This is a genomic window from Dyella ginsengisoli LA-4, assembly GCF_000334915.1.
GTDB lineage: Bacteria > Pseudomonadota > Gammaproteobacteria > Xanthomonadales > Rhodanobacteraceae > Dyella_A > Dyella_A ginsengisoli_A.
In genome coordinates this window covers 200,860-225,688 of record NZ_AMSF01000016.1, presented here as the reverse complement: position 1 = coordinate 225,688, position 24,829 = coordinate 200,860, and the positions used below count along the sequence as shown (strand labels likewise).

Sequence of the window (24,829 nt, the reverse complement as noted above, 5' to 3'; positions counted from 1 at the left end):
GCCTACGCTCGTTTCGTCCTGACGATCCCGCGTCCGACGCTAGCCTTGGAGGCAGGTTCGGGCGCAGGGGACATGGACGTTGCCGCAACGATCGCTCAAGGCCGGCGTTCCGCTGGCCAGTGTCGCGCTGCTGCTCGGCGTGCTGGTTGTGCAGATGTTTCCCGAGCTGCCGCGCGGCCTCGTGCTCTGGCTGGCCGTGACAGGGCTTGGAGCCGGCGCGACGGCTTGCTGGCTGTCGCGCCGGGCGCGCAGCCTCGGTTGGATCCTGTTGGGCGTGGCATGGGCCATGTGGCGTGGTGCAGCGGCGATGGATGCGCGGCTGCCGCATGCGCTGGAAGGCGAGGTTCTGCTGGTGACCGGGCAACTGCTCGACCTGCCGGACCCACGCGCTGACGGCACGCGATTTGCGTTCCGGGTCGACTCGGCCCGGCTCGATGGACGGCAGGTGGCGTGGCATGGCCGGGCTCGGCTGGCCTGGTACGACCCTTCCCGCGTGTTGCGACCCTGCGAGCGCTGGCAGTTGCGGGTGCGCCTGAAGCGGCCGCGGGGGATGGTCGATCCGGGCGGTGCCGATACCGAGCGCACTGCGCTGGAGCGCCGGATCGATGCGGTGGGCTATGTCCGGGAGGGGAGCGACAACCGGCGGCTCGGTGCATCGCCCTGTGTCGACCGTTTGCGCCAGCACCTGGCTGCGTCGATCGACGCCCGGATGGCCGATCCGCACGATGCGGCGCTGCTGCGTGCACTCGCGGTCGGCGATACGCGTGGACTGGATCCCGACGACTGGGCCGTGGCGCGGGCCACCGGCGTATCCCACCTGCTGGCCATTTCCGGCTTCCACGTGGGAGTGGCCGCGGCGTTCGGGGCCGGGCTGGTCTGGCCGTTCTATGCACTGTTTCCCGGGCTCGGGCTGCGCTGTCCACGGTCCCGGGCGCAAGCGGCCGCGGCGCTGGTCGCGGCACTGGCCTATGGCCTGCTCGCGGGCATGGGTTTGCCGACACTGCGCACCCTGCTGATGATCGCGGTGGCGGTTGTCGCGCGCAGTCGCCGGCGGCATCTGGATGGGCGCCATGCGCTGGCCATGGCGCTGCTTGTGATGCTGCTGGTGGATCCGCTGTCGGTGCTCGCAGCCGGCTTCTGGCTGTCGTTCGTCGGAGTGGCATTCCTGATGCTCTGCCTCGGCGTGCAAGGCCGCAGCTGGCGGACGTTCGTCCGCGAGCTGGCACGCGGCCAGTGGGTGATGAGCGTTGCGCTGCTGCCGTTGACGCTCTGGTTCTTCGGCCAGGCTTCGCTGGTCGGCGCGCTGTCCAACCTGATCGCGGTACCGATGGTCAGCCTGCTGATGGTGCCGGCGACCCTCCTGGCCGTACTCGCGCTGCTGCTGTGTCCACCGCTGGCTGCGCCAATGCTGGCTCTGGCTGCCGCCACCGGCCACGCGCTCTGGTGGTTGCTGGCGCGGATGGCTTCATGGCCGGGAGCAGCGTGGTATCTGCCGGCGGTCACTCCGTGGGCTTTGGGGCTGGCGCTGCTCGGCGCGATCTGGATGTTGGCGCCGCGCGGGACGCCGTGCCGCTGGCTCGGCGGCCTGTTGTTCCTGCCGCTGCTGCTGCCTGCGCGGCCGCCGATCCCTGCGGGCGGCTTCCGGGCCTGGGTGTTCGATGTGGGGCAGGGGCTGTCGGTACTGGTGCGGACGCATCGCCATGCCATGCTCTACGACGCCGGTGCCCGCTATCCGTCGGGCTTCGACGTCGGGGCGGCGACCGTGGTGCCTTCGTTGCGGGCACTCGGCGTGCGCCGGCTGGATCTGCTGATGATCAGTCACGGCGACAATGATCACGCAGGCGGCGCCGGCGCCGTGCTGGAGGCGTTCCCCGTCCCGCGCCGGCTGGCGGGCGAACCGGCGCGCATGCCGATGCCGATGGCGCCGTGCGCCGCCGGTCAGTCCTGGCATTGGGACGGCGTGACTTTCCGTGTGCTCAATCCGCACGGGCGACCGTCGCACGACAACGATCGTTCCTGCGTGCTGCTGGTCGAGGGTGGGGGCGATCGCCTGCTGCTTACCGGCGACATCACCCGACGGGTGGAGGGGGACGTCGCTGCGGGCGTGTCTCCCGGCCGGCCGGTGGTGATGACGGTGCCGCACCATGGCAGCGAAACCTCTTCCGGCGCGGCTTTCATCGCTGCGCTGCACCCCGCATTGGCAGTGGTTTCGGCCGGTTGGCACAACCGCTTTGGTCATCCTCGCCCGGCGGTGGTGGCCCGCTACCGGGCGGCGGGCGTGCCGTTGCTCAATACGGCGGGCGACGGTGCGTTGCGGTTGGATTTTCCGGCCGATGCACCGGTTCGTGCCTGGCCCGGTGAGCGGCTTCGGCAGGGTCGCTACTGGCGCGAGCGCTAGCATCACGAGCCGGCTTTCGGCAGCCGGACGCAGCCCACGGAACGCGCGGTTCGGACTGGTATGATGCCGGCTTCGTTCTGCTTTGCATCCTGCGGGGGCGTTGTGCTGGATATCCTGATGGCTGGCGGTTGGGCGATGGCGCCCATCCTGTTTTGTTCGGCGATCGCCCTGGCGATCGTGCTGGAGCGTTTCTGGACGCTGCGTCGTTCGTCCGTGCTGCCGCCCGGGCTGGGGCAGGAAGTGCGTGACTGGGCCCGCAAGGGCCAGCTCGACCCCAAGCACCTGGAAACCCTGGCCAGCGGCTCCCCGCTGGGCGAACTGCTGGCCTCGGCCCTGGTCGTGCGCGACCGCTCGCGCGACATCATCAAGGAGCGCCTGGAGGACACCGGCCGTCATGTAGCGCATCGGATGGAGCGTTACCTCAACACGCTTGGCACGATCGCGCTGATCGGTCCGTTGCTGGGCCTGTTCGGCACGGTGATCGGCCTGATCCGCATGTTCCTCGACGTGATGCGCGGCGGCGTGGGCGACCCGATGAAGATGGCTGGCGGCATCGGCGAGGCACTGATCTGTACCGCCACGGGTCTGGTCGTGGCGATCCCGGCCTATGTGCTGCATCGCTACTTCCGCAGCAAGGTGACCGGCTATTGCGTGGACATGGAGAAGGAGGCGATCGCCCTGCTGGACGATCTCACCTTCGGCGCACCGGGTACGCCGGCGACGCCGCGTCCGCGCCGCACCCCGGCGGCAGGCTGAGACCGATGCGTATCGGTTCGGACCGTCGCCGCGACGAATTCGAGATCAACGTGATCCCGTTGATCGATGTGCTGCTGACCCTGCTGATGTTCTTCGTGCTGACCACCACGTTCATCCAGCACTCGCGGATGCAGGTGACCCTGCCCAAGGCCAGTGCCGAGGAGCGCGACGTGCAGGCACCGCTGCTCACGGTGATGATCGACAAGGATGGTCGCTATTACGTGGGTAGCGACGAGGTGCTTGGCGAAGGCATCGAGCCGCTCAAGCAGATGCTGGAACAGAACTCCGGCGGCCGGCGCGATGGCCAGGTCGTGATCCGCGCCGACGCGATGACGCCGCACCAGTACGTGGTGACCGCGATGGATGCGCTGGGCCAGCTGGGCTTCACCCGACTTTCGATCGCCACCACGCCCGAGAAGCCGGGGGCGGGGCGGTGAATGCCGCTGAGCGACGGGGCGTCTGGGACGCGAAGACCTGGGAGGTCTACAAGCGTCTGTTCGGATACACCCGTCGGTACCGGACGGTCGGGTTGCTCGCGATCCTCGGCATGGCGATCGATGGCGGTGCGCTGGCGGTGTTCACCAACCTGCTCAGGCCGCTGTTCGACGACCTGTTCAAGAACAAGGATCCGCATCTGATCTTCTGGATGCCGATCTGGATCATGATCATTTTCGCCGTGCGCGGCGTCGGCACCTTCCTCAGCAGCTACGGCATCTCCTACATCGGCCGCCACGTCGTACAGGCGATGCAGGTGGATGTGTTCGGGTCCTACCTCAAGCTGCCGGCCCCGTTCTTTGGCGCCGAACCATCCGGCCAGCAGATCTCGCGCATCACCTACACCAGCGAGCAGGTGGCGTCGGCGTCGACCGACGCGATCAAGATCGCGGTGACCGAGGGCGTGACCGTGGTGAGCATGCTGTACGTCATGCTGCACAACAGTGCCTACCTCACGCTGGCCCTGCTGGTGATGGTGCCGGCCGTGGCGCTGATCGCCACCGTGGTCAGCCGCCGCTACCGCAGCATCAGCCGGCGCATCCAGGGGTCGATGGGCTCGGTCACCGGTACGGTCGAGGAATCGGTGGGCGCCTACCGCGAGGTCCGTATCTACGGCGGCCAGCCCCACGAGGGCGCGCGCTTCGACGACGTCACCCGGCGGGCGCGGCGGCTCAACCTGAAGATCGCATTGACCAGCGCCTCGTCCAGCACGGCGATCCAGACGGTCGCCGCGTTTGCGCTGGCGGTGCTGGTCTTCCTGGGCACGCGGGCCGACGTGATCGACCACATCACCTCGGGTGTGTTCATCACCGTGCTCACCGCGATGGGCGCGATGATCCCCTCGCTGAAGCGACTGACCAACGTGCAGTCGAACATCCAGCGCGGCATGTCGGCGGCGGAAGACCTGTTCGACGTGATGGACATGGCGCCGGAGAACGACCGCGGCCGGATCGCGCTGGATCGCACCCGCGGCGACCTGGTGTTCGAGGGCATCCGCCTGCGCTATCCGCGCAGCGAGGCCGAGGCCCTGCGCGGGGTGGACCTGCGCTGCCCGCCGGGGACGGTGACTGCGCTGGTCGGTCGTTCCGGCAGCGGCAAGAGCACCCTGGTCAGCCTGCTGCCTCGCTTCTACGAGCCAAGCGCCGGGCGCATCGTGCTCGATGGCGAGGACTATCTGGACTACACCCTGGCGTCGCTGCGTCGCCAGATCGCCTGGGTGGGGCAGAGTGTGGTGCTGTTCGATGGCACGGTGGCCGAGAACATCGCCTATGGCGAACTGTCCGGCGCCAGCGAGGCAGAGATCGTCGCCGCCGCCGAGGCAGCCAACGCCATGGAATTCATTGGCCGCATGCCGCAGGGGCTGCACAGTCCGATCGGGCAGGGGGGCGGCATGCTCTCCGGTGGCCAGCGCCAGCGCATCGCGATTGCCCGGGCGATCCTGAAGAACGCGCCGATCCTGGTGCTGGACGAGGCAACCAGCGCGCTCGACACCGAGTCCGAGCGATTGATCCAGAATGCGTTGCAACGCCTGATGGAGCACCGCACCACGCTGGTGATCGCGCATCGGCTGTCGACCATCGAGGGGGCGGACCAGATCGCCGTGATGGATCAGGGCCGCATCGTCGAACGTGGCACCCACGCCGAGCTGCTGGCGCTGCAGGGCCATTACGCCGCGCTGCACCGCATGCAGTTCCACGCGCCGGCGGGCGACTGACACGGCCATGGCGCTGGCCGACGAGCTGCAGAAGAGCTGGTACGGCGATCGACGCCCTCCGGCCTGGACGTTCCCGCTGGCCGCGCTCTACGGAGGCCTCGCCGCCCTGCGCCGCGCGCTGTACCGCGCCGGCATCCTGCGCCGTGTCAGGCTGCCGGTGCCCGTGGTGGTGGTCGGCAACCTCACGGCCGGCGGCACCGGCAAGACGCCGCTGACCCTGGCGCTGGTCGAGGCGCTGCGCCGGCGCGGCTGGCAACCCGGCGTGGTCAGTCGTGGCTACGGCGGCACGCAGCGCGAGCCGGCGTTGCTCGGCGAGCAACCCGAGCCGGCCGTGTTCGGCGACGAACCCTGCCTGATCCGCTCCAGTGGCACGCCGGTGGCGGTGGGGCGGGACCGGCCGGCGGCCGCCACGCTGCTGGTCGAGGCCGGCTGCGACGTGGTGATCGCCGACGATGGCCTGCAGCACTACAGGCTTGCCCGCGACGTGGAGATCTGTGTGGTCGACGGCGCGCGGCGTTTCGGCAACGGCCGGCTGCTGCCGGCCGGGCCGCTGCGCGAACCCCTGTCGCGGCTGCGACAGGTCGATTTCCGCGTCGCCAACGGTGCCGCCGGGCCCGATGAGTTCCCGATGCGACTGGTCGGCGGCACCGCGGTCGCGCTGGTCGACGGCGAGGAGCGCCCACTGACCAGCTTTGCCGGCACGCCGGTGGCCGCCGTGGCCGCCATCGGCCACCCCGACCGCTTCTTCGAGAGCCTGCGCGCGCAGGGGCTGGGGGTGGACGGCCACGCCTTTCCGGATCATCACGCGTTCGATGCGTCGGACCTTGCGTTCGCCGGCGCGCGCCCGCTGCTGATGACCGACAAGGATGCCATCAAGTGCATCCGCTTCGCCCGCCCCGGCTGGTGGCGGGCGCCGATCCGGGCCGAGTTGCCCGAGGCTTTCCTCGATGCGCTCGACCGGCGCCTGCAGCAGGCGTGCTCCCGCCGGGATCGTTGACGGTTCTCCCTGGGCGGCAGCACTTCGCTCCGCCGATCCACACGAAAGCCAGGCCCTCCGGGCCAGCTTGGGAGCGGGCGCTCGACAGGCGCAGGACGGCTCGCTAGACTGTACAAATGTATTAACGCATTAGTACATTATGAAGCGCCGTTCCGTCGATCCTGAAACCCCTTCCGAGTCCGCCGAGCTGAGCCTCTGCGAGGCTTTGCTGTCGCTGAAGAACGCCGATGAGATGTCGGCGTTCCTGCACGACCTGTGCACGCCGGCGGAGCTGGAGGTGCTGGTCGACCGCTGGCGGGTGGTTCCGTACCTGCTCGAGGGCGTCTCCTACCGGGAGATCCACGAGCGGACCGCGGTCAGCATCACCACGATCGGACGGGTGGCCCGGTATCTCAACCAGGGCAGCGGCGGCTACCTGGCGGCGGCCGCGCGGGCGGCCCGGCGCCGCACGAACCAGAAAAAGGACAAGGCATGAAGACGCGCGATCGCCTGCGCATTGCGATGCAGAAATCCGGTCGGCTCACCGAGCCGGCGCTCGACGTGCTCAAGCGCTGCGGGCTCACCTTCCGGCAGAGCCGCGACAAGCTGTTCTGCTTCGGCGAGGGCGAGCCGGTGGACCTGCTGCTGGTCCGCGACGACGACATCCCCGGGCTGATCGAGCAGGGCGTGTGCGACCTGGGCATCGTCGGCCGCAACGTGCTCGACGAGTTCTCGCTCACCACCGGAGTCGACGGTGCGCCGCTGAAGGAGTGGCGCCCGCTCGGCTTCGGCCGTTGCCGACTGTCCGTCGCGGTGCCGCAGGAGATGGCCTACGAGAATGCCACCAGCCTCGCCGGTCAACGCATTGCCACCTCGTATCCCGGCCTGCTGGGCAAGTGGTTGCGCGATGCGGGCGTCGATGCGCAGGTGGTGACGCTGGCCGGCTCGGTGGAGATCGCGCCCAAGCTCGGCACCGCCGATGCCATCTGCGATCTGGTGCAGAGCGGCGGCACGCTGGTCGCCAACCAGTTGCGCGAGGTCGACGTGCTGCTGGAGAGCGAGGCGGTGCTGGCCGGTCCGGCGACTTTGCCGACCGACGAGCGTGGCGACATGCTCGAGCTGCTGTTCAAGCGGCTCGATGGCGTGATCCAGGTGAGCGAGTCGCGCCTGCTGCTGCTGCAGACCTCGCGCGGCAACCTGGAGGCGGTGACCCGGCTGCTGCCGGGCGGCCCGCAGCCGACCCTGCTGCCGGTGGCCGGGCAGCCCGACCAGCTGATGCTGCAGGCGCTGTGCGCCGGCGAGGTGAGCTGGCGCCAGCTGGAAGAGATCAAGAAGGCCGGTGCACGCGAGATGTTCGTGCTGCCGGTGGAAAAGATGCTCGCCTGAGCGGGCGCGAGGATGCGAGACGATGAAGCGGCTGAACTGGAACTCTCTCGACGAAACCGCCCGGCGCGAGGCGCTGGCCCGCCCGGCGCAGGCCCGCGCGGATGAGCTCAAGCAGGGCGTGGCGGCGATCATCGCCCAGGTACGCGCGCACGGTGACGTGGCGCTGCGTGAACTGAGCGCCAAGTACGACCGCTGCGCGCTCGATGCCATCGAGGTGACGCCCGCCGAGTTCGACGCCGCCGAGGTGGCGCTCGATGAAGCGCTGAAGTCGGCGATCCGCGAGGCGGCTGGGCGTATCGACACCTACCATCGCGCGTCTCAACCCAGGTCAGTGGGCGTGGAGACGGCGCCGGGCGTGCGCGTGGAGCGCATGCTGCGCCCGATCACCCGGGTTGGTCTTTACGTGCCGGCCGGTACCGCGCCGCTGCCGTCCACTGCGCTGATGCTGGGCGTGCCGGCGGCGATCGCCGGCTGCCGCGAGGTGGTGCTGTGCTCGCCGGCGCGCGCCGACGGCCGCTGCGACGAAGCCGTGCTGTTCGCCGCGCGCGTCACCGGCGTGCACCGTGTGTTCAAGCTCGGCGGCGCCCAGGCGATCGCAGCGATGGCCTACGGCACCGACAGCGTGCCCAAGTGCGAAAAGCTGTTCGGCCCGGGCAACGCCTGGGTCACCGAGGCCAAGCTGCAGGTGTCGGGCGATCCGGACGGCGCTGCCATCGACATGCCGGCCGGTCCGTCCGAGGTGCTGGTGATCGCCGACGACGGCGCCCGGCCGGCCTTCGTCGCGGCCGACCTGCTGTCGCAGGCCGAACATGGAGAGGACTCGCAGGTGGTGCTGCTGAGCCCCTCGGCCGCGCTGCTCGACGCCGTGGCCGCCGAAGTGGAGCGGCAGGTCGCGACGCTGCCGCGCAGCGAGACCGCGCTCAAGGCGTTGGCGCAGAGCCGCCTGATCGCGGTGGAATCGCTGGCCCAGGCGGTCGAGGTGAGCAACCGCTACGCGCCGGAGCACCTGATCATCCAGACCGCCGAGCCGCGCACGCTGGTCGACGGCATCCAGAGTGCCGGCTCGATCTTCCTTGGGGCCTGGACGCCCGAGTCGGTGGGCGACTACTGCAGCGGTTCCAACCACGTGCTGCCCACCTACGGCTACGCGCGCAGCTACAGCGGCGTCTCGGTGGCCAGCTTCGTCAAGCAGATCAGCGTGCAGGAGGTGAGCGCCGATGGCCTGCGCGCGATCGGTCCGTGCACGGTCACGCTGGCTGCCGCCGAGCAGCTGGAGGCGCACCGCCGCGCGGTGTCGATGCGGCTGGACGTGCTGGAGGGCCGCGCATGAGCGTGCTCGACTTGGCGCGTCCGGAGATCCGCGCGATGCAGCCGTACTCATCGGCGCGCATGGAGGCCAGCGGCGGGCAGATCCTGCTCAACGCGAACGAGTCGGCCTGGGCGCCGTTCGGCGAGGCGGGCGCCGGCTGCAACCGCTATCCCGACCCGCAGCCGGCCGCGCTGGTCGATGCGCTGGCCACGCTGTACGGCGTGCGCCGCGAGCAGTTGCTGGTCGGCCGCGGCAGCGATGAGGCGATCGACCTGCTGGTGCGGGCGTTCTGCCGCGCCGGCGAGGACGCGATCCTGATCCAGCCGCCGACCTTCGGCATGTACGCGGTGTGCGCGCGCATCCAGAACGCGGGTGTGATCGAGGCGCCACTGGCGGCCGACTTCACGCTGGACGTCGACGCCGTGCTGGCGGCGGTGACCCCGGCGGTGAAGCTGGTCTTCGTCTGCACCCCGAACAATCCGACCGGGCAGGTGATCCCGTTGGCGGCGGTGGAACGCCTGGCGCAGGCGCTCGCCGGGCGCGCGCTGCTGATCGTCGACGAGGCCTACGTCGAGTTCGCCGACGCACCCGGCATGGCCGGGCTGATCGACCGCTACGAGCATGTCGGCATCCTGCGCACGCTCTCGAAAGCCTGGGCGCTGGCCGGTGCGCGCGTCGGCACGCTGCTGGCGAACGACGCGGTGATCGCGCTGCTGCGCCGGATCATGCCGCCGTATCCGCTGCCCTTGCCCTGCGTGGAGGCGGCCCTGGCCGCGCTGTCGCCGGCGGGCCAGTCCCAGGCACGCGGGCATATCGCCGAGATCAAGGCCGAGCGTGCGCGCATGCGCACGGCGATCGCCGCGCTGCCCGGCGTGCGCGAGGTGCTGCCGTCGCAGGCGAACTTCCTGGCGGTACGCTTCGATGACGCCGGTGCTGCCTACCGTGATCTGCTCGCCGCCGGCATCGTGGTGCGCGACGTGCGCCGCTATCCGAACCTCGGCGATGCGCTGCGCATCACCATTGGCACGGCGGAGGAAAACGACCGCGTGCTGGACGTGCTTTCGGGAAGCCCTTCATGAGCCGCAAGATCCTTTTCATCGACCGCGACGGTTGCCTGATCGTCGAGCCGCCGGACGAGCAGATCGACAGCTACGCCAAGCTGGACCTGCTGCCCGGCGTGATCGGCGCGTTGCAGCGCTGCGTGGCCGCCGGCTACGAGTTGGTGATGGTCACCAACCAGGATGGCCTCGGCACCGCGAGTTTTCCGCAGGACAGCTTCGACGGTCCGCACCAGCTGCTGCTGCGCATCCTGGCCTCGCAGGGCATCGTGTTCCGCGAACAGCTGATCGACCGCAGCTTCCCCCATGAAGGGCTCGACACGCGCAAGCCGGGCATCGGCATGCTGCGCCATTACCTGGCGGACGACAGCTGGAGCCGGGCGGCGTCGGCCGTCATCGGCGACCGCGACACCGACATGCAGCTGGCCGCCAACCTCGGCGTGCGCGGCCTGCGCGTGGGGCCGCAGGGGCAGTCGTGGGACGCCATCGCACACCGCCTGCTCGATGCGCCGCGCACCGCTACGGTCCAGCGCAACACCAGGGAAACCCGCATCACGGTGAGCGTGGACCTGGATCGCGTGGCCGAGCCGAAGATCCACACCGGGCTGGGCTTCTTCGACCACATGCTCGAGCAGATCGGCAAGCACGGCGGGTTCGCGCTGGAGCTCAACTGCGACGGCGATACCCACATCGACGAACACCACACGATGGAGGACTGCGCGCTGGCCCTCGGCCAGGCGCTGAAGCAGGCGCTGGGCGACAAGCGCGGCATCGGCCGTTATGGCTTCACGCTGCCGATGGACGAATCCTTCGCCAGCGCCGCGCTGGACCTGTCCGGCCGGCCGTACTTCGTGTTCGAGGGCAGCTTCCCGCGCGAGCGCGTGGGCGACATCCCGACCGAGCTGGTGCCGCACGTGTTCCGCTCGCTGTGCGAGACGCTGGGTGCCAACCTGCACCTCACGGTGAAGGGCGACAACGCGCACCACATGGTCGAAGCCTGCTTCAAGGTGGTGGCGCGCACGCTGCGCCAGGCGATCCGCCGCGAAGGCAGCGAGCTGCCCAGTACCAAGGGGGCGCTCTGATGGCCGTGGTGCTGGTCGATGCGGGTGGCACGAACATCGGCTCGGTGCGCTATGCGCTGCAGCGCCTCGGCGTGGAGGCGGCGCTCACCGCCGATCCGGACACGATTCGCGGCGCCGACAAGGTGATCCTGCCTGGCGTGGGCGCGGCCGGTCCCGGCATGGCGCGGCTGCGCGAACTGGGTCTGGTCGAGTTGATGCGTTCGCTGACCCAGCCGGTGCTGGGTGTGTGCCTGGGCATGCAGTTGCTGTGCGCGCATTCGGAAGAGGGCGACACCGACTGTCTCGGCGTGATCGACGCCCCGGTGCGTCGCTTCCACGAGGCGCCGGGCCTGCGCGTGCCGCACATGGGCTGGAACGCGCTGGCGCCAGTGCGCACCCATCCGCTGCTGGACGGGCTGGCCGCGGGCGAGCAGGCGTATTTCGTGCACAGCTACGCGGTGCCGGTGGGCGACTACACCCTGGCCACCGCGGATTTCGGCGCTGCGTTCTCGGCGGTGATCGCGCGCGGCAATTTCCATGGCATGCAGTTCCACCCCGAGCGTTCGGCCGGCGTGGGCGCCCGACTCCTACAGAATTTCCTCAGCCTATGAACTTCGACGTCATTCCGGCCATCGACCTGCGGGAAGGGCGCGTGGTGCGCCTGCGCCAGGGCGACTATGCGCAGCAGACCATCTACGGCAGCGATCCGGCCGAGCTTGCCCGGCGCTACCTGCATGCCGGCGCGCGCTGGCTGCATCTGGTGGATCTGGACGGTGCCCGCTCCGGCGATCTGGAGAACCTGTCGACGATCCGTGCGATCGCGGCCGAGGGGATTCAGGTGCAGGCCGGCGGTGGGGTGCGCACGGAGGACGATCTTCGGCGCCTGTTCGACGTCGGGGTCGACCGCGTGGTGCTGGGCAGCGTGGCGATCCGCGAACCCGAACAGGTGGCGCGCTGGCTGGACACCCTCGGCAGCGAGCGCATCACGATCGCGCTGGACACGCGGCGGGTCGGCGAGGACTGGCTGCTGCCCAGTGCCGGCTGGACCGCGATGGAATCGCGCACGCTGGACGAGCTGGCGCCGTGGTATGCCGACCACGGTGCCCGCCACCTGCTGTGCACCGATATCGACCGCGACGGCATGCTGGCCGGCTTCAATCTCGATCTCTACCGCCATCTCGCCGACACCCTGCCGCAGTTGGCGGTGCAGGCCTCCGGCGGCGTGCGTTCGCTGGCGGATATCCGTGCGGCCCGCGACGTGGGCGCGCGCGGAGTCATCCTCGGGCGTGCGTTGCTCGAGGGCCGATTCACGCTGGAGGAGGCGCTGGCATGCTGAGCCGCCGCATCATTCCCTGCCTGGACGTGCGTGACGGCCAGGTGGTCAAGGGTGTGCGCTTCCGCGACCACGTGGTGATGGGCGAGATCGTCGACCTGGCGCTGCGCTACCGCGACGAGGGCGCCGACGAGCTGGTGTTCTACGACATCACCGCCAGCCCGCAGGGGCGCAGCGTGGACCGCGGCTGGGTCGAACGCGTGGCGCGCGTCATCGACATCCCGTTCTGCGTGGCCGGCGGCATCCGCTCGGTGGAGGAGGCGCGCGCCGTGCTGCATGCCGGGGCCGACAAGATCTCGGTGAACTCCCCGGCGCTGGAACGGCCGGAGCTGATCGACGAACTGGCCGGGGCGTTCGGCGTGCAGTGCGTGGTGGTCGGCATCGATTCGCTGCGCGACGCGGACGGCCAGTGGCGCGTGCGCCAGTACACCGGCGATCCGGACAAGACCCAGGCGCTGGCCCGCGGCACGCTCGACTGGATGGTCGAGGCGCAGCGCCGCGGGGCCGGCGAGATCGTGCTCAACTGCATGGGCAGCGACGGCGTGCGCCAGGGCTACGACCTGGAGCAGCTGCGCGCGGCCCGTGCTGTCTGCCACGTGCCGCTGATCGCCTCGGGTGGCGCCGGCGCACCGGAGCATTTCCGCGAGGCCTTCCTGGACGCCGACGTGGATGGTGCGCTGGCCGCCAGCGTGTTCCACTCCGGCGCCATCGCGATTCCCGAACTCAAGCGCTACCTTGCGCGCGAGGGCGTGGCCGTTCGCCTCTGAGGCGTGGCCCCGTCCGCAACCCACTGGCAGACCGCACCATGACCGACACGCTTCCCGATCCCACCGATCTCTCCCGCCTGGACTGGGCCAAGGGCGATGGCCTGTTGCCGGCGATCGTCCAGCACGCGTTGACCGGCGAGGTGCTGATGCTCGGCTACATGGATGCCGCCGCCCTGGAGGCCACGCAGCGGACCGGTCACGTCACGTTCTTCAGTCGTTCGAAGCAGCGCCTGTGGACCAAGGGCGAGAGCTCGGGCCACGTGCTGGCGCTGGCCTCGCTGCGCGTGGACTGCGATGGCGACACGCTGCTGGTCGGCGCACTGCCGCACGGTCCCACCTGCCACACCGGCACATCGAGCTGTTTCGGCGAGTCGGTGCGGCCGCCGCTGGGTTTCCTCGCCGAACTCGATGCCCTGGTGGCCCAGCGACATGCCGAGCGCCCGGAAGGCAGCTACACCACGCGCCTGTTCGAGGGCGGCGTACGGCGCATCGCCCAAAAGGTGGGCGAGGAGGGGGTCGAGACGGCGCTGGCCGGCGTCGCCCAGGGCGATACGGAGCTGTTGGGCGAGGCGGCGGACCTGGTGTTCCACCTGACCGTGCTGCTGCGCGAGCGGGGCCTGTCCCTGTCCGACGTCACCGACGTGCTGGCAGCCCGCCACGCGGCGAAGTGATCTGACTCAGCGGGTCGCCGGCGCCTCGCCGGCGGCATCCGGACGGAACGGTACCGGTGGCCCGACCGGGTCGCCCCGGCGCCAGCGGGCCAGCTGGTCGGCAATGCCTTTGCCGATCGAGATCTGCGGCTCCGATGGAGTGAGCCGGTCCTGCTGTTCCCATCGGGCCACCTCGGCATGGGCCTGGCGGAAGGCGGCGATCGGGTCCGCGGTCCGGTTGAGTGCGTCGACCAGCCACGCGCGGCCGAAGTAGGTGGCGGCCGAGTCGTTGCCGCAACCGAACGAGCTGCGATCGCTGCGGGCGGCGGTGATCACCAGCGTGCCCTCACCTTGCAGCGGCGGTACGAAGCCGCCCGAATAACAGGCATTGACCACCACCACCTTCCACTTGAAGGGGTGCTCGGCCAGGATCCCGGCGAGGTCCGGCGCGCCGATCTGGTCCAGCGGCAGCGGGTCCATGTCCACCAGCAGGGTGTGCTCCGGGTCGCCGTGGCTGGTGAGGTAGAGCATCAGGATGTCCTGCTGCGGGTCCATCACCTTGGACAGGCCGGTCAGCGCGGTCTCCAGGTTGCTCCAGCTGGCCAGTGGCCGGCTGTCGAGCGTGGCCGGGTTGTTCTCCAGCACCAGCGTGTGGGCACGGGCGCCGTAGCGATGGCGGAACAGGGTCGCGGCGTACTCGGCCTCGTTGCGGAACACATCCTCGCTGCCGTCGCCGGCGAAGCTCACCAGATACAGGTTGGGGACACCGGGGACGCGTGGTGCGAGGCCATCGAGAGCCTGCCGCATCAGCCGGGGCTGGGCGTACATCACCTGTTCGGGTGACGGCGCGTTCCTGGGCCAGCTGTCGGTCGGCAGCAGGCCGCCGTCGGTGGTCGTGTCCGCATTCGGGGTGGCGCTGGCGGTTGCCGATGCGCTGGTGGTCGACGCCGGGACGGGAATCGCGACGGCTACGGTCGGCGTGCGCAGCGCGGTCGCGGTGAGCGCGGCACCGGTGGCCAGGGCGAGCAGGGCGGTGATCAGCGTACGCATGTCGGGCCGGGCCTCGCCGGGTTCAGACCGCGATGGCGTCGAAATCCCGGTAGGCGGGGTGGGGGCTTGCTGCGGGCAGTGTCGCGGCATCGCGCGCCAGCCAGCCGGTCTGGAAACCCGCGGCCCGCGCGGCGTCGAGTTCCTGCTCGATGTCGGACAGGAACAGCAGGTGCGCAGGCTGTTCGCCGATGGCCTCGGCGATTGCTTCGTACGAGGCCTGCTCGCGCTTGGGTCCCGTCTCGGTATCGAAGTAGCCGGCGAACAGCGGCGTGAGATCGCCGGCTTCGCTGTAGCCGAAGAACAGCTTCTGAGCGGGTACCGAGCCGGAGGAATACACGTAGAGTTTCAGTCCCTGCGCACGCCATGCACGCAGGCGTGCCGGCACCTCGGGGTAGACATGGGCGCGGTAGTCGCCAGCCTCGTAGCCTTCCTGCCAGATCATGCCCTGCAGCGCCTTCAATGCCGTGGACTTGCGGTCCTCGTCGATCCAGCGCAGCAGCAACTCGATGACTTCCTGGCGGCTGGCTTCGATGAAGCCAGCCTCCTTGGCGGCCTCATGCAGCCAGTGCTGCACCTCGGGGCGGTCGCCATGCGTTTCCACGAAGGCCGGCAGGCGCTTGCGCGTATAGGGAAACAGCACGTCCTTGACGAAGTGGATCGAGCTGGTGGTGCCTTCGATGTCGGTGACGATGGCGCGGATTTCGATCATCGAGTGGTCTTCCGTGGAGTGGGGGGGCGAGTCAGGAGGCGAGCGCAGCGGCGCTCGGATGGGGTGCCATGCGCGGGAACCGGCCGGCGATGTCGGTCCCGGTGAAATGGGCGACCCAGCCGTCCTTGTTGGTGAACAGGCGGATCGCCACGAAATAGGGGGACTCGCTCATGTCGAACCAGTGGCGGGTGCCGTCGGGCACGCCGATCAGGTCGCCCTGTTCGCACAGCACCTCATAGACCTTGCCGGCGATGTGCAGGGTGAACTGACCGGCACCAGCCACGAAAAAGCGCACCTCGTCCTCGCTGTGGGTGTGCTCGTCGAGGAACTTCTGGCGCAGCGTGGCGCGGTCCGGATGGTCCGGCTTCAGGCTGATGACATCCACGGCCTGATAACCCTCGTCCTCCATCAGGCGATCGATGTCGCCACGATAGGCGGCGATGACCTGCTCCTGGCTGGCGCCGGGCCAGATGGGCTCATTCGCCTCCCAGCGCTCGAAGCGGACACCGGCCTGGCGAAGTTCGTGCTCGATGGCGGAGTGGTCGTGGAATTCCGCGAGCGGCGTGCCCGGGATCTGGTCGTCGTAGATGCGCAAGCGGCTCATGCGGAAAGCCTCCTCAGGTCGAGTTCGCACGCCAGCAGGAATTCCAGGGCTTCGAGGTGGCGGCGCGTCTCGGCCATGTCGCGCCCCCAGGTGTAGATGCCGTGGCCGTCGATCAGGTAGGCGTGCAGTGGCTTGCCCGAGCCCAGCCAGGCATCGACGCGCTCCACCAGTTCGGCCATGTCCTGGGTGTTCGGGAACACCGGGATCTCCAGCACGCTTTCGTGGGTGTGGAAGCCGGTGATCGCCTTCTGCAGCTCCCATCCCTCCAGACGGACGGCGCCCTGTGCGGCAAATAGACGCGAAGCCACGCTCTGGGTGCGCGAATGGGTGTGTAGTACCACCCGCATGTCCGGCCAGCGCCGGTACACCTGCGTGTGCAGGGCCGTTTCGGCGCTGGGACGCGCGTCGGTCCCGACGGCCTGGCCATCGAGGTCGATCAGCATGATGTCATCGCGGCCCAGCCGGCCCTTGTCGCGGCCGGAGATCGTGATGGCCGCATGGGCATCGTCCACCCGCATCGAGAAATTGCTGCTGGTGGCGGGCGTCCAGCCCAGCGCCGCGAGCTCCTTCGCGGCGACGGCGACGGCGTCGGCACATGCGAAGAAGGTTTCGGAGGAAACACCGGGGGGAAAGGTCTGCGGCATGGTGATTTGGACGTCCAAACAGGCGGTCAGGATACCATGCGGGGAGGTCGGCCCGCCGGCGAATAAGAGCCATTCTCGCAAGTCAGGAAAGATTGCGCGGATCGGCGTAGCATCAAACCGCTGAACGCTGCCGCGGCAGCAACAACATCCACGACGGAGGTTTACCAATGTCCAAAGAAGAAAGCATCGAGTCGCGTCGCCGGTTCCTCAAGATCGCTGCCGGCACCGCCGCTGCCGCGGCCGTCATCGGCACGCTGCCGCGTGTCGCACGCGCCGCGGACCTGCCCCACGTGTCGGAGTCCGATCCGACCGCCAAGGCGCTCGGTTACGTGGAAGATGCCAGCACCACCAAGGACCCGAAGCACAAGGCGGGCGCCAACTGCGCGAACTGCCAGTTCTACAGCGGTGGCCCGACCGGGTTCGGTCCCTGCCAGTTGTTCCCGGGCAAGGCCGTCAGTGCGAAGGGCTGGTGCGTGTCGCACGCCGCCAAGGCGTAAACGGCAACCAGCTGCCGTCAGGGCAAAAAAGAAGGCCGGCGAATTCGCCGGCCTTTTTCATGTATCGAGCAAGTGCGCATCGCGCAGCAGGTTGCCTCTGAAAGTGCCGCCCGGCGCGCCAGCTTGAGGAGCTGACCCTGGCTGACGCGCCGGGTGGCGATCCGGGGCCCACTGCCAAGTGATCAACCCGCGGACCCCGGATGATACTCCGGTGTCCTGGGGAGTGCGAACCATGCACAACGGACAGTTTTGCCAAGCAAGTGATTTGAAATCAATGGTTTGTCGCCACTTTCTCGATCTCACGTGTCCGTGACATCAAAAACGCCAATCGGCGACCTGTTTGGCGAACTTAATCTCATAATTCGCCATTTTCATTGGAGTTGAGCGCTTTTCGAGGTACTTAGGCTTGATGGAGTCGGCTGTGCCGCAGTCCATAGCCGAAGTAGATCAGCAGCCCGATCAGGGTCCACACCCCCATCAGGGCCCAGTTGAACCAGTTCATGGTGTACAGCAGGCCGAGGCAGCTGAGCACGCCGGCGATGCAGATGGCCGGAGCGAAAGGCACGCGGAATGTGCGCGGCATTTCCGGAGCGGTGTAGCGCAGGATGAGGACGCCGGCGCAGACGGCCGTGAAGGCGATCAGCGTACCCATCGAGGTAAGGTCGGCCAGCAGGTCCAGCGGAAAGATGGCGGCCAGTGCTGCGATGCCGAAGCCGGTGATCAGCGTGTTGATGTGCGGCGTGCGGTGCTTCGGGTGCACCTTGGCGAACACCTTCGGCAGCAGGCCGTCACGGGCCATGATCATGAAGATGCGCGGCTGGGCGATGATCATCACGAGGATCACCGAGGACAGGCCGATCAGCGCGCCGACCTCGACCCAGGTACGCAGCCAGCCCAGTTCCGCGTGGCCGCGCAGTGCCGTGACCACCGGGTCGACCGTATTGAGTAGCGTGTAGGGCACCAGTCCGGTCATCACCGCGGCCATGCCCAGGTAGAGCACCGTGCACAGCACCAGCGAGAGGATGATCCCGAACGGCAGGTCGCGTTGCGGATTCCTGCATTCCTGCGCGGCGGTCGAGGTGGCCTCGAAGCCGATATACGCGAAGAACACCATGGCCGCGCCGCGGAAGATGCCGGACCAGCCGAACTCGCCGTCGCCCTTCTGCTCGGGGATGAACGGGTGCCAGTTGTCGGTGTTCACGTAGCGGGCGCCGGCGATGATGATCATCACGATCAGGCCGACCTTGAGCAGCACCATCAGGGTGTTCAGGCCCGAGGATTCCTTGATGCCCACGTAGCACAGCCAGGTCAGCGCAAGCACGATGGCCACGGCCGGCAGGTTGAACAGGTGGCCGGTCGCGACCAGGTGGCCACTGGTGTAGGCCAGCGGTGCCTCGGTGAGTGCGGCGGGGAGATGGATGCCGATGTGGTCGAGCAGGCTGGTGAAGTAGCCGGTCCAACTGGCCGCCACGGCCGAAGCCGAGATGCCGTATTCCAGCACCATGTTCCAGCCGATGAACCAGGCGACCAGCTCTCCCAGCGTTGCATAGGCGTAGGAGTAGGAACTTCCCGAGACCGGGATCAGGGTAGCGAACTCGGCGTAGCACAGTGCACTGAAGCCGCTGCAGATCGCCGCGAGGATGAAGGAGATGAGTACCGCCGGCCCGGCGTGCTCGGCCGCAGCCGTGCCGGTGACCACGAAGATGCCGGTACCGATGACCGCGCCGATGCCCAGCGCGGTGATGCCCCACGGACCGAGCGTGCGGCGCAGGCCGGGGCCGTGGCTGTCGTCGGTGATGTCGCTGAAGTCGGTCTTGCGGGCGAGCAGTTGCTTGAGCATGGGTCTTCCGTAAAAGGCGACGGCACGGCTTTCACCGTGCCGTCCTGGCTTTGTTCAATGACCGGCGCGTGGGGCGGCCTCAGTCGGCCTCGGTGCCATTGGCGAGATGGCTTCGCTTGCGGCCGTACAGGAGGTACACCGCAATGCCGATCACGGCCCAGCCGAAGAAAAGCTCCAGCGTCCACACGCCCAGGTTGAGGAACAGCATCAGGCAGCCGGCCACCGCGAGCGGGCAGATCACCCAGACCATCGGAGTGCGGAACGGACGCGGGCGCAGCGGATCGCGGACGCGCAGCACCATCACGCCGATCGACACCATGATGAAGGCGAACAGCGTGCCGGAGTTGGTGATCGCCGCCAGCTTGCCGACCGGGAACAGCGCGGCGAACAGCGAGACGGCCACGCCGGTGATCATGGTCAGCACGTGCGGGGTATTGAACCGGGGGTGGAGCTTGGACAGGCTCCCCGGCAGCAGGCCGTCACGTGACATGGTGAAGAAGATGCGGGTCTGGCCGAAGATCATCACCAGGATGACCGAGGGCAGCGCCAGCACGGCAGCGAGGCCCACCAGGTTGCCGATGGAGGGAAAGCCCAGCATGCGCAGCACGTGAGCCAGCGGCTCCTTGCTGCAGACCAGCGCGTTCGAGCCCTCGCAGGCCGCGGCCATCGCCAGCGTGCCCGGCTGCAGCGCCTGGCCGTCCGCACCGAGCATCGGCTGCGAGCCGACCGAACCCACCGCGCCGTAGCCGACCAGCAGGTAGAAGACGGTACAGATCGCCAGCGAGCCGATCAGGCCGATCGGGATGTTGCGGTTCGGGTTCTTGGTTTCCTCGGCGGCGGTCGAGACGGCATCGAAACCGACGTAGGCGAAGAAGATCGACGCCGCTGCGCCAAGCACGCCGATGCCTCCCAGCGGCGATCCCCAGCCGTTCGGCGTGAACGGATGGAAGTTCGGGCTCTTGGCGGCGGGGACGGCGATCACGATGAAGGCGGTGAGCGCGACGATCTTGATCGCGACCAGGATGGCGTTGACCTTGGCCGACTTGGAGGTGCCCACGAGCAGCAGCAGCGCGATCACCAGCGAGATGCCGAAGGCCAGCAGGTTGAAGGCGCCGCCCTCGTACGGACCCACGCGCAGCGCTTCGGGCAGTGCGAGCGCGCCCGGCTGCACCAGTCCGAACAGATCGGTATGCATCAGCAGGCCGTTCATGTAGCCGGACCAGCCGACCGCCACGGTGCCCGCGGCGATCGCGTACTCCAGCACCAGGGCCCAGCCGACGATCCAGGCGATCGGTTCGCCCATGACGCCGTAGGTGTAGGTGTAGGCGGAGCCGGCGACCGGGATCATCGAGGCGAGTTCCGCATAGGCCAGGGCGGCCAGCGCGCAGACCACCGCGGCGATCACGAACGCGACCATCATGCCCGGGCCGGCCTTCTGGCCCGCTTCGGCGGTGAGCACGAAAATACCGGTTCCGATGATGGCGCCGACGCCCATCAGGGTGAGCTGGAGTGCGCCGAGCTGCCGTTTCAGGCTCTTCTTCTCGGCGGTGGCAAGGATCTGGTCGAGCGGTTTGACGCGCTGGAAAAGCATGTAGTGATTCCCCGTGGAAACAAACGCCATCCCCATGGCGCCAGAGCGAGGGCTGGTGCCTCGGTAGTCAGAGGTGACGGGCAACCTTAGCCGACCCCGATGGGGGCCACAAGCGCCGACGGACCCATGGACGGGCCATACAATCACCGGCCCGCAATCCCCGGATGGAGCTGCTTTCTGGACACCTCGATCGCCTCTTTTCGCGCTGCATTGCAGCGATTCCAGCACTCGCCGGACGAGGCCGCGTCGCCTGCCACGTTCCTCGCATTCCTCGACTCGTCACCGGAGGTGTTCCGGCGCGAACATGCCCCGGGGCACTTCACCGGCTCGGCGTGGCTGGTCAGTGGCGACGGTGGACGCGTGCTGCTGACCCACCACCGCAAGCTCGGTCGCTGGCTGCAGCTGGGCGGGCACGCCGATGGCGATCGCGACCTCGCACGTGTTGCACTGCGAGAGGCCAGCGAGGAGTCGGGGCTGGGCGACCTGGTGGTGGAGCCGGCGATCTTCGACCTCGACCGGCACTGGATCCCGACGCGGGGCGAGGAGCCGGGACACTGGCACTACGACGTGCGCTACGTCGTCCGTGCCACCGGCAGCGAGGACTTCGTGGTGAGCGCGGAATCGCTGGCGCTGGCCTGGCGGCCCATCGCCGACCTGCTGGACGATCCCGGCACCGATGTCTCGCTGCGGCGGATGGCCCGGCGATGGTGGCAGCGGGTGGCGTCGGACTGAGCGCTCAGTCCGCGTCGGTGGTGGGTGCCGGGTGTACCGTGCCGCAGCGCGAGCAGGTGCGCGCTTCGAGCGACCGGTAGAAGCGGTCGAATACCGGCGGCAGGTCGCGTTCGATGCTCTCGAGGACGAAGTACTCCTCGAACAGCTTGTGATTGCAGTTGGGGCAGAACCACATCAGCCCGTCGCGCTCGCCGGCGACGCGTTTGCGTTCGATCACCAGTCCCACCGAATCGGCAAACCGCTGCGGCGAGTGCGGCACGCGCGGGGGCAGGTAGAACAGCTCGCCGGCGCGGATCGGGATGTCGCGCGGGCCGTCGGCATCCTGCACCTTCAGCACCATCTCGCCCTCGAGCTGGTAGAAGAATTCCGGGCCTTCGTCATAGTGATAGTCGGTGCGCGCATTCGGCCCGCCGACGATCATCACGATGAAGTCGCCGTCGACGATGCACTTGTTGCCCACCGGTGGGCGGAGCAGGTGGCGGTGCTCGTCGATCCAGCGCTGCAGGTTGATCGGTGGCAACAGGGACATGCGCGGATTCCGGGCGGAAGGGGCGTCACCTTATCGCCGCCGCTCCGGCAAAGGAATGCCCCGCAGGACGGGGCACTCCGGTGTCGCCGGTCGAGGTCGCCGCAGCTTACGGCAGCATCACCGTGTCGATCACATGGATCACGCCGTTGGACTGGTTCACGTCGGCGATCGTGACGTGGCCGGTATGGCCCTTGTCGTCGGTGATCGCCACGCCCCTGGCGTCCTTGCTGAAGGTCAGCGAGTCGCCTTCGACCGTCTTCACGGTGGCCTTGCCACCGTCCTTCCTGATCAGTGCGAGCAGGTCGGCCGACGTGACCTTGCCGGGAACCACGTGGTAGGTGAGCACCTTGGTCAGCGTGGCCTTGTTCTCCGGCTTCAGCAGGTTGTCCACGGTGCCGGCCGGCAGTGCGGCGAACGCCTCGTTGGTGGGCGCGAAGACAGTGAACGGGCCGGGTCCGGACAGAGTGTCGACCAGGCCGGCGGCCTTGACCGCGGCGACCAGCGTGGTGTGATCCTTCGAGTTCACCGCGTTCTCGATGATGTTCTTCGAGGGGTACATCGGCGCGCCGCCGACCTGGACGGTCTTTTCATGGTGCATGCCGGACATGTCGCCAGGGGCGGCGAAGGCGGGCATGGCGCAGAGGCTGGCGACAGCCAGCGCGAGTGCGGTGGAGAGAGCACGGCTGCGGGGGACGAGCGTCATGGGCGTTTCTCCGGGTGGGAGTGAGGGGGCTCCAGGATGGGAGCCACCTCTCTTACGCCCCTCGCGCGGGGAAAGATGCAGCCGGCCGCGACCGCTCAGACTTCGAGGGTGGCGAGATCGCCTTTTTCTTCCAGCCAGGACTTGCGGTCGCCCGCGCGCTTCTTGCCCAGCAGCAGGTCCATCACCTGGGCGGTGGCGTCGCCGTCCTCGACGGTGAGCTGCACCAGTCGGCGGGTATCCGGGTGGATGGTCGACTCGCGCAGCTGCGCCGGGTTCATCTCGCCCAGGCCCTTGAAGCGGGTGACCGAGACCTGGCCCTTCATCTTCTCGCGCTCGATGCGGTCGAGCATCGCCTGCTTCTCGCCCTCGTCCAGGCAGTAGAACACCTGCTTGCCGACGTCGACGCGGAACAGCGGCGGCATCGCCACGAACACGTGGCCCTCGCGCACCAGCGCCGGAAAGTGCCGGAGGAACAGCGCCGACAGCAGCGTGGCGATGTGCAGGCCGTCGGAGTCCGCATCGGCGAGGATCACCACCTTGCCGTAGCGCAGGCCGGAGAGGTCGTCCTTGCCGGGATCGCAGCCGATCGCCACGGCCAGGTTGTGCACTTCCTCGGAGGCGAGCACCGAGGTGGATTCCACTTCCCAGGTGTTCAGGATCTTGCCGCGCAGCGGCAGGATCGCCTGGAACTCCTTGTCGCGCGCCTGCTTGGCCGAGCCGCCGGCCGAGTCGCCCTCGACCAGGAACAACTCGGTGCGGCTCAGGTCGGTGGCGGTGCAGTCGGCGAGCTTGCCGGGCAGGGCGGGACCCTGGGTGATCTTCTTGCGCACCACCTGCTTGGCCGCCTTCAGGCGCGCGCTGGCGCGCTCGATGGCGAGCTGGGCGATTTTCTCGCCCAGATCCACATGCTGGTTCAGCCACAGGCTGAAGGCGTCATGGATCACGTTCTCGACCAGCGCGGCGGCCTGGCGCGAGGACAGGCGCTCCTTGGTCTGGCCGGCGAACTGCGGGTCGAGCAGCTTGGCGCTCAGCACGAACGACAGCCGCTCCCACACGTCTTCCGGCGCCAGCTTCACACCGCGCGGCAGCAGGTTGCGGATGTCGCAGAACTCGCGGATGGCGTTGGTCAGGCCGGTGCGCAGGCCGTTGACGTGGGTGCCGCCCTGCGCGGTCGGAATCAGGTTGACGTAGCTTTCCTGCACCAGCTCGCCCTCGGGCAGCCAGGTGAGAGCGACGTCCAGGCCTTCGGTGTCGCGCGCCACGTGGTGCACGAACAGCTCGGCCGGCAGCGCCTCGGCGCCTTCCAGCTCGCCACGCAGGTAGTCGCGCAGGCCGTCCTCGTAGTGCCACTGGGTGGTCTCGCCGCTGGCCTCGTCGACGAGCGTGACGTTGAGACCGGCGCACAGCACGGCCTTGGCGCGCAGCAGGTGCTTCAGTTTGGAGACCGAGATCTTCGGCGAGTCGAAGTATTTCGGGTCGGCCCAGAAGTGCACGGTGGTGCCGGTCTTCTTCTTCGGTACCGAGCCGATGACTTCCAGTTCGCTGACCCGGTCGCCGTGCTCGAACGCCATGCGGTATTCGTTGCCGTCGCGACGGATGGTCACTTCCACGCGCTGCGACAGCGCGTTCACCACCGACACGCCCACGCCGTGCAGGCCGCCGGAGAAGTTGTAGTTCTTGCCGCTGAACTTGCCGCCCGCGTGGAGGCGGGTGAGGATCAGCTCGACGCCCGGCACGCCTTCTTCCGGATGGATGTCCACCGGCATGCCGCGGCCGTCGTCGGTGACCTCGACCGAGCCGTCGGCGTGCAGCACCACCTCGATGTTCTTCGCGTGGCCGGCGAGGGCCTCGTCCACCGAGTTGTCGATCACCTCCTGCGCCAGGTGGTTCGGACGCGAGGTGTCGGTGTACATGCCGGGGCGGCGCTTGACCGGGTCAAGGCCGGAGAGGACTTCGATGTCGGCGGCGTTGTAGCGGCTGCTCATGGGTCGTGTCGGATCAGGTGAGGCGCGGGAGCATGGGTGGAT

General features: G+C 68.6%; 25 protein-coding genes. 16 read left to right on the top strand and 9 right to left on the bottom strand.

Annotated features, from left to right (window positions below; all coding sequences use genetic code 11):
- The first annotated feature begins 79 nt into the window (after positions 1-79).
- The 14 genes from C693_RS0105300 (at position 80) to hisIE (ending at position 13,924) form a co-directional block, all read left to right on the top strand.
- A complete protein-coding gene (locus C693_RS0105300) occupies positions 80-2,398 on the top strand; it encodes a DNA internalization-related competence protein ComEC/Rec2 (RefSeq protein WP_017461210.1) in 2,319 nt (772 codons plus the stop codon).
- Between the two features lie 117 nt (positions 2,399-2,515).
- Entirely contained in the window at positions 2,516-3,154 is a 639-nt protein-coding gene (locus C693_RS0105295) for a MotA/TolQ/ExbB proton channel family protein (protein WP_026107203.1), read from the top strand.
- Between the two features lie 5 nt (positions 3,155-3,159).
- The gene (locus tag C693_RS0105290; RefSeq protein WP_017461208.1) at positions 3,160-3,591 is read left to right on the top strand and encodes an ExbD/TolR family protein; all 432 of its coding nucleotides are present in this window, start codon (positions 3,160-3,162) and stop codon (positions 3,589-3,591) included.
- A complete protein-coding gene (msbA, locus tag C693_RS0105285; RefSeq protein ID WP_026107202.1) occupies positions 3,588-5,363 on the top strand; it encodes a lipid A export permease/ATP-binding protein MsbA in 1,776 nt (591 codons plus the stop codon). Before C693_RS0105290 ends, msbA begins: the two co-directional genes overlap by 4 nt.
- Before the next feature lie 7 nt (positions 5,364-5,370).
- Positions 5,371-6,360 (top strand): tetraacyldisaccharide 4'-kinase, encoded by a 990-nt coding sequence (lpxK, locus tag C693_RS0105280; RefSeq protein ID WP_017461206.1) that lies wholly within the window; start codon positions 5,371-5,373, stop codon positions 6,358-6,360.
- Positions 6,361-6,499: 139 nt separating this feature from the next.
- Positions 6,500-6,835 carry a YerC/YecD family TrpR-related protein gene (locus C693_RS0105275; RefSeq protein WP_017461205.1) on the top strand — a complete coding sequence of 112 codons (336 nt, stop codon included), beginning with the start codon at positions 6,500-6,502 and terminating at the stop codon, positions 6,833-6,835.
- Positions 6,832-7,725 carry an ATP phosphoribosyltransferase gene (gene hisG / locus C693_RS0105270; protein WP_017461204.1) on the top strand — a complete coding sequence of 298 codons (894 nt, stop codon included), beginning with the start codon at positions 6,832-6,834 and terminating at the stop codon, positions 7,723-7,725. Before C693_RS0105275 ends, hisG begins: the two co-directional genes overlap by 4 nt.
- 22 nt (positions 7,726-7,747) lie before the next feature.
- Positions 7,748-9,055: a histidinol dehydrogenase gene (gene hisD, locus C693_RS0105265; RefSeq protein WP_017461203.1), complete on the top strand. Its 1,308-nt coding sequence runs from the start codon at positions 7,748-7,750 to the stop codon at positions 9,053-9,055.
- Positions 9,052-10,113, top strand: coding sequence for a histidinol-phosphate transaminase (gene hisC, locus C693_RS0105260; protein ID WP_017461202.1), 1,062 nt, complete (start codon positions 9,052-9,054; stop codon positions 10,111-10,113). Before hisD ends, hisC begins: the two co-directional genes overlap by 4 nt.
- Entirely contained in the window at positions 10,110-11,174 is a 1,065-nt protein-coding gene (gene hisB, locus C693_RS0105255) for a bifunctional histidinol-phosphatase/imidazoleglycerol-phosphate dehydratase HisB (RefSeq protein WP_017461201.1), read from the top strand. The genes hisC and hisB overlap by 4 nt, the downstream gene beginning before the upstream one ends.
- On the top strand, positions 11,174-11,764 hold the full coding sequence (hisH, locus tag C693_RS0105250; protein ID WP_017461200.1) for an imidazole glycerol phosphate synthase subunit HisH: 591 nt from the start codon (positions 11,174-11,176) through the stop codon (positions 11,762-11,764). The genes hisB and hisH overlap by 1 nt, the downstream gene beginning before the upstream one ends.
- Entirely contained in the window at positions 11,761-12,489 is a 729-nt protein-coding gene (hisA, locus tag C693_RS0105245; protein ID WP_017461199.1) for a 1-(5-phosphoribosyl)-5-[(5-phosphoribosylamino)methylideneamino]imidazole-4-carboxamide isomerase, read from the top strand. The genes hisH and hisA overlap by 4 nt, the downstream gene beginning before the upstream one ends.
- Positions 12,483-13,253, top strand: a complete 771-nt coding sequence (gene hisF, locus C693_RS0105240) for an imidazole glycerol phosphate synthase subunit HisF (RefSeq protein ID WP_017461198.1) — start codon at positions 12,483-12,485, stop codon at positions 13,251-13,253. The genes hisA and hisF overlap by 7 nt, the downstream gene beginning before the upstream one ends.
- A gap of 38 nt (positions 13,254-13,291) precedes the next feature.
- Positions 13,292-13,924 (top strand): bifunctional phosphoribosyl-AMP cyclohydrolase/phosphoribosyl-ATP diphosphatase HisIE, encoded by a 633-nt coding sequence (gene hisIE, locus C693_RS0105235; protein ID WP_017461197.1) that lies wholly within the window; start codon positions 13,292-13,294, stop codon positions 13,922-13,924.
- Between the two features lie 6 nt (positions 13,925-13,930).
- Here hisIE and C693_RS0105230 read toward each other — a convergent pair whose 3' ends face one another.
- The 4 genes from C693_RS0105230 to C693_RS0105215 are packed head-to-tail and all read right to left on the bottom strand — an operon-like array spanning position 13,931 to position 16,910.
- Positions 13,931-14,953: a C13 family peptidase gene (locus C693_RS0105230; RefSeq protein ID WP_017461196.1), complete on the bottom strand. Its 1,023-nt coding sequence runs from the start codon at positions 14,951-14,953 to the stop codon at positions 13,931-13,933.
- 22 nt (positions 14,954-14,975) lie between these two features.
- A complete protein-coding gene (gene mtnC / locus C693_RS0105225) occupies positions 14,976-15,662 on the bottom strand; it encodes an acireductone synthase (RefSeq protein ID WP_017461195.1) in 687 nt (228 codons plus the stop codon).
- A gap of 31 nt (positions 15,663-15,693) precedes the next feature.
- A complete protein-coding gene (locus C693_RS0105220) occupies positions 15,694-16,266 on the bottom strand; it encodes a 1,2-dihydroxy-3-keto-5-methylthiopentene dioxygenase (protein WP_017461194.1) in 573 nt (190 codons plus the stop codon).
- Positions 16,263-16,910 (bottom strand): methylthioribulose 1-phosphate dehydratase, encoded by a 648-nt coding sequence (locus C693_RS0105215; protein WP_017461193.1) that lies wholly within the window; start codon positions 16,908-16,910, stop codon positions 16,263-16,265. The genes C693_RS0105220 and C693_RS0105215 overlap by 4 nt, the downstream gene beginning before the upstream one ends.
- A 167-nt stretch (positions 16,911-17,077) precedes the next feature.
- On the opposite strand from C693_RS0105215, the gene C693_RS0105210 reads away from it, so the two are divergent.
- Positions 17,078-17,407, top strand: coding sequence for a high-potential iron-sulfur protein (locus C693_RS0105210; RefSeq protein WP_017461192.1), 330 nt, complete (start codon positions 17,078-17,080; stop codon positions 17,405-17,407).
- 400 nt (positions 17,408-17,807) lie between these two features.
- On the opposite strand, the gene C693_RS0105205 is transcribed toward C693_RS0105210, so the two are convergent.
- Together C693_RS0105205 and C693_RS0105200 are read right to left on the bottom strand one after the other, a co-directional pair.
- Positions 17,808-19,247 carry an amino acid permease gene (locus C693_RS0105205; protein ID WP_017461191.1) on the bottom strand — a complete coding sequence of 480 codons (1,440 nt, stop codon included), beginning with the start codon at positions 19,245-19,247 and terminating at the stop codon, positions 17,808-17,810.
- A gap of 79 nt (positions 19,248-19,326) precedes the next feature.
- Complete coding sequence (locus C693_RS0105200) at positions 19,327-20,838, bottom strand: amino acid permease (RefSeq protein ID WP_017461190.1); 1,512 nt, start codon at positions 20,836-20,838, stop codon at positions 19,327-19,329.
- 210 nt (positions 20,839-21,048) lie between these two features.
- Here C693_RS0105200 and C693_RS0105195 point away from each other — a divergent pair, with 210 nt between their 5' ends.
- On the top strand, positions 21,049-21,570 hold the full coding sequence (locus C693_RS0105195; protein WP_017461189.1) for an NUDIX hydrolase: 522 nt from the start codon (positions 21,049-21,051) through the stop codon (positions 21,568-21,570).
- A 4-nt stretch (positions 21,571-21,574) separates the two neighbouring features.
- Here C693_RS0105195 and C693_RS0105190 read toward each other — a convergent pair whose 3' ends face one another.
- The 3 genes from C693_RS0105190 to parE form a co-directional block, all read right to left on the bottom strand.
- Complete coding sequence (locus C693_RS0105190) at positions 21,575-22,099, bottom strand: 3-hydroxyanthranilate 3,4-dioxygenase (RefSeq protein WP_017461188.1); 525 nt, start codon at positions 22,097-22,099, stop codon at positions 21,575-21,577.
- Between the two features lie 106 nt (positions 22,100-22,205).
- A complete protein-coding gene (locus C693_RS0105185) occupies positions 22,206-22,802 on the bottom strand; it encodes a fasciclin domain-containing protein (RefSeq protein ID WP_017461187.1) in 597 nt (198 codons plus the stop codon).
- A gap of 95 nt (positions 22,803-22,897) precedes the next feature.
- Positions 22,898-24,787, bottom strand: a complete 1,890-nt coding sequence (gene parE / locus C693_RS0105180; protein ID WP_017461186.1) for a DNA topoisomerase IV subunit B — start codon at positions 24,785-24,787, stop codon at positions 22,898-22,900.
- Positions 24,788-24,829 lie beyond the last annotated feature (42 nt).

Bases quoted from the DNA above. Each gene is read 5' to 3' on its own strand.
- C693_RS0105295 (WP_026107203.1), top strand. From the start codon at position 2,516: ATGGCTGGCGGTTGGGCGATGGCGCCCATCCTGTTTTGTTCGGCGATC.
- C693_RS0105290 (WP_017461208.1), top strand. From the start codon at position 3,160: ATGCGTATCGGTTCGGACCGTCGCCGCGACGAATTCGAGATCAACGTG.
- lpxK (WP_017461206.1), top strand. From the start codon at position 5,371: ATGGCGCTGGCCGACGAGCTGCAGAAGAGCTGGTACGGCGATCGACGC.
- C693_RS0105275 (WP_017461205.1), top strand. From the start codon at position 6,500: ATGAAGCGCCGTTCCGTCGATCCTGAAACCCCTTCCGAGTCCGCCGAG.
- hisG (WP_017461204.1), top strand. From the start codon at position 6,832: ATGAAGACGCGCGATCGCCTGCGCATTGCGATGCAGAAATCCGGTCGG.
- hisD (WP_017461203.1), top strand. From the start codon at position 7,748: ATGAAGCGGCTGAACTGGAACTCTCTCGACGAAACCGCCCGGCGCGAG.
- hisC (WP_017461202.1), top strand. From the start codon at position 9,052: ATGAGCGTGCTCGACTTGGCGCGTCCGGAGATCCGCGCGATGCAGCCG.
- hisB (WP_017461201.1), top strand. From the start codon at position 10,110: ATGAGCCGCAAGATCCTTTTCATCGACCGCGACGGTTGCCTGATCGTC.
- hisH (WP_017461200.1), top strand. From the start codon at position 11,174: ATGGCCGTGGTGCTGGTCGATGCGGGTGGCACGAACATCGGCTCGGTG.
- hisA (WP_017461199.1), top strand. From the start codon at position 11,761: ATGAACTTCGACGTCATTCCGGCCATCGACCTGCGGGAAGGGCGCGTG.
- hisF (WP_017461198.1), top strand. From the start codon at position 12,483: ATGCTGAGCCGCCGCATCATTCCCTGCCTGGACGTGCGTGACGGCCAG.
- hisIE (WP_017461197.1), top strand. From the start codon at position 13,292: ATGACCGACACGCTTCCCGATCCCACCGATCTCTCCCGCCTGGACTGG.
- C693_RS0105230 (WP_017461196.1), bottom strand. From the start codon at position 14,953: ATGCGTACGCTGATCACCGCCCTGCTCGCCCTGGCCACCGGTGCCGCG.
- mtnC (WP_017461195.1), bottom strand. From the start codon at position 15,662: ATGATCGAAATCCGCGCCATCGTCACCGACATCGAAGGCACCACCAGC.
- C693_RS0105220 (WP_017461194.1), bottom strand. From the start codon at position 16,266: ATGAGCCGCTTGCGCATCTACGACGACCAGATCCCGGGCACGCCGCTC.
- C693_RS0105215 (WP_017461193.1), bottom strand. From the start codon at position 16,910: ATGCCGCAGACCTTTCCCCCCGGTGTTTCCTCCGAAACCTTCTTCGCA.
- C693_RS0105210 (WP_017461192.1), top strand. From the start codon at position 17,078: ATGTCCAAAGAAGAAAGCATCGAGTCGCGTCGCCGGTTCCTCAAGATC.
- C693_RS0105205 (WP_017461191.1), bottom strand. From the start codon at position 19,247: ATGCTCAAGCAACTGCTCGCCCGCAAGACCGACTTCAGCGACATCACC.
- C693_RS0105200 (WP_017461190.1), bottom strand. From the start codon at position 20,838: ATGCTTTTCCAGCGCGTCAAACCGCTCGACCAGATCCTTGCCACCGCC.
- C693_RS0105190 (WP_017461188.1), bottom strand. From the start codon at position 22,099: ATGTCCCTGTTGCCACCGATCAACCTGCAGCGCTGGATCGACGAGCAC.
- C693_RS0105185 (WP_017461187.1), bottom strand. From the start codon at position 22,802: ATGACGCTCGTCCCCCGCAGCCGTGCTCTCTCCACCGCACTCGCGCTG.
- parE (WP_017461186.1), bottom strand. From the start codon at position 24,787: ATGAGCAGCCGCTACAACGCCGCCGACATCGAAGTCCTCTCCGGCCTT.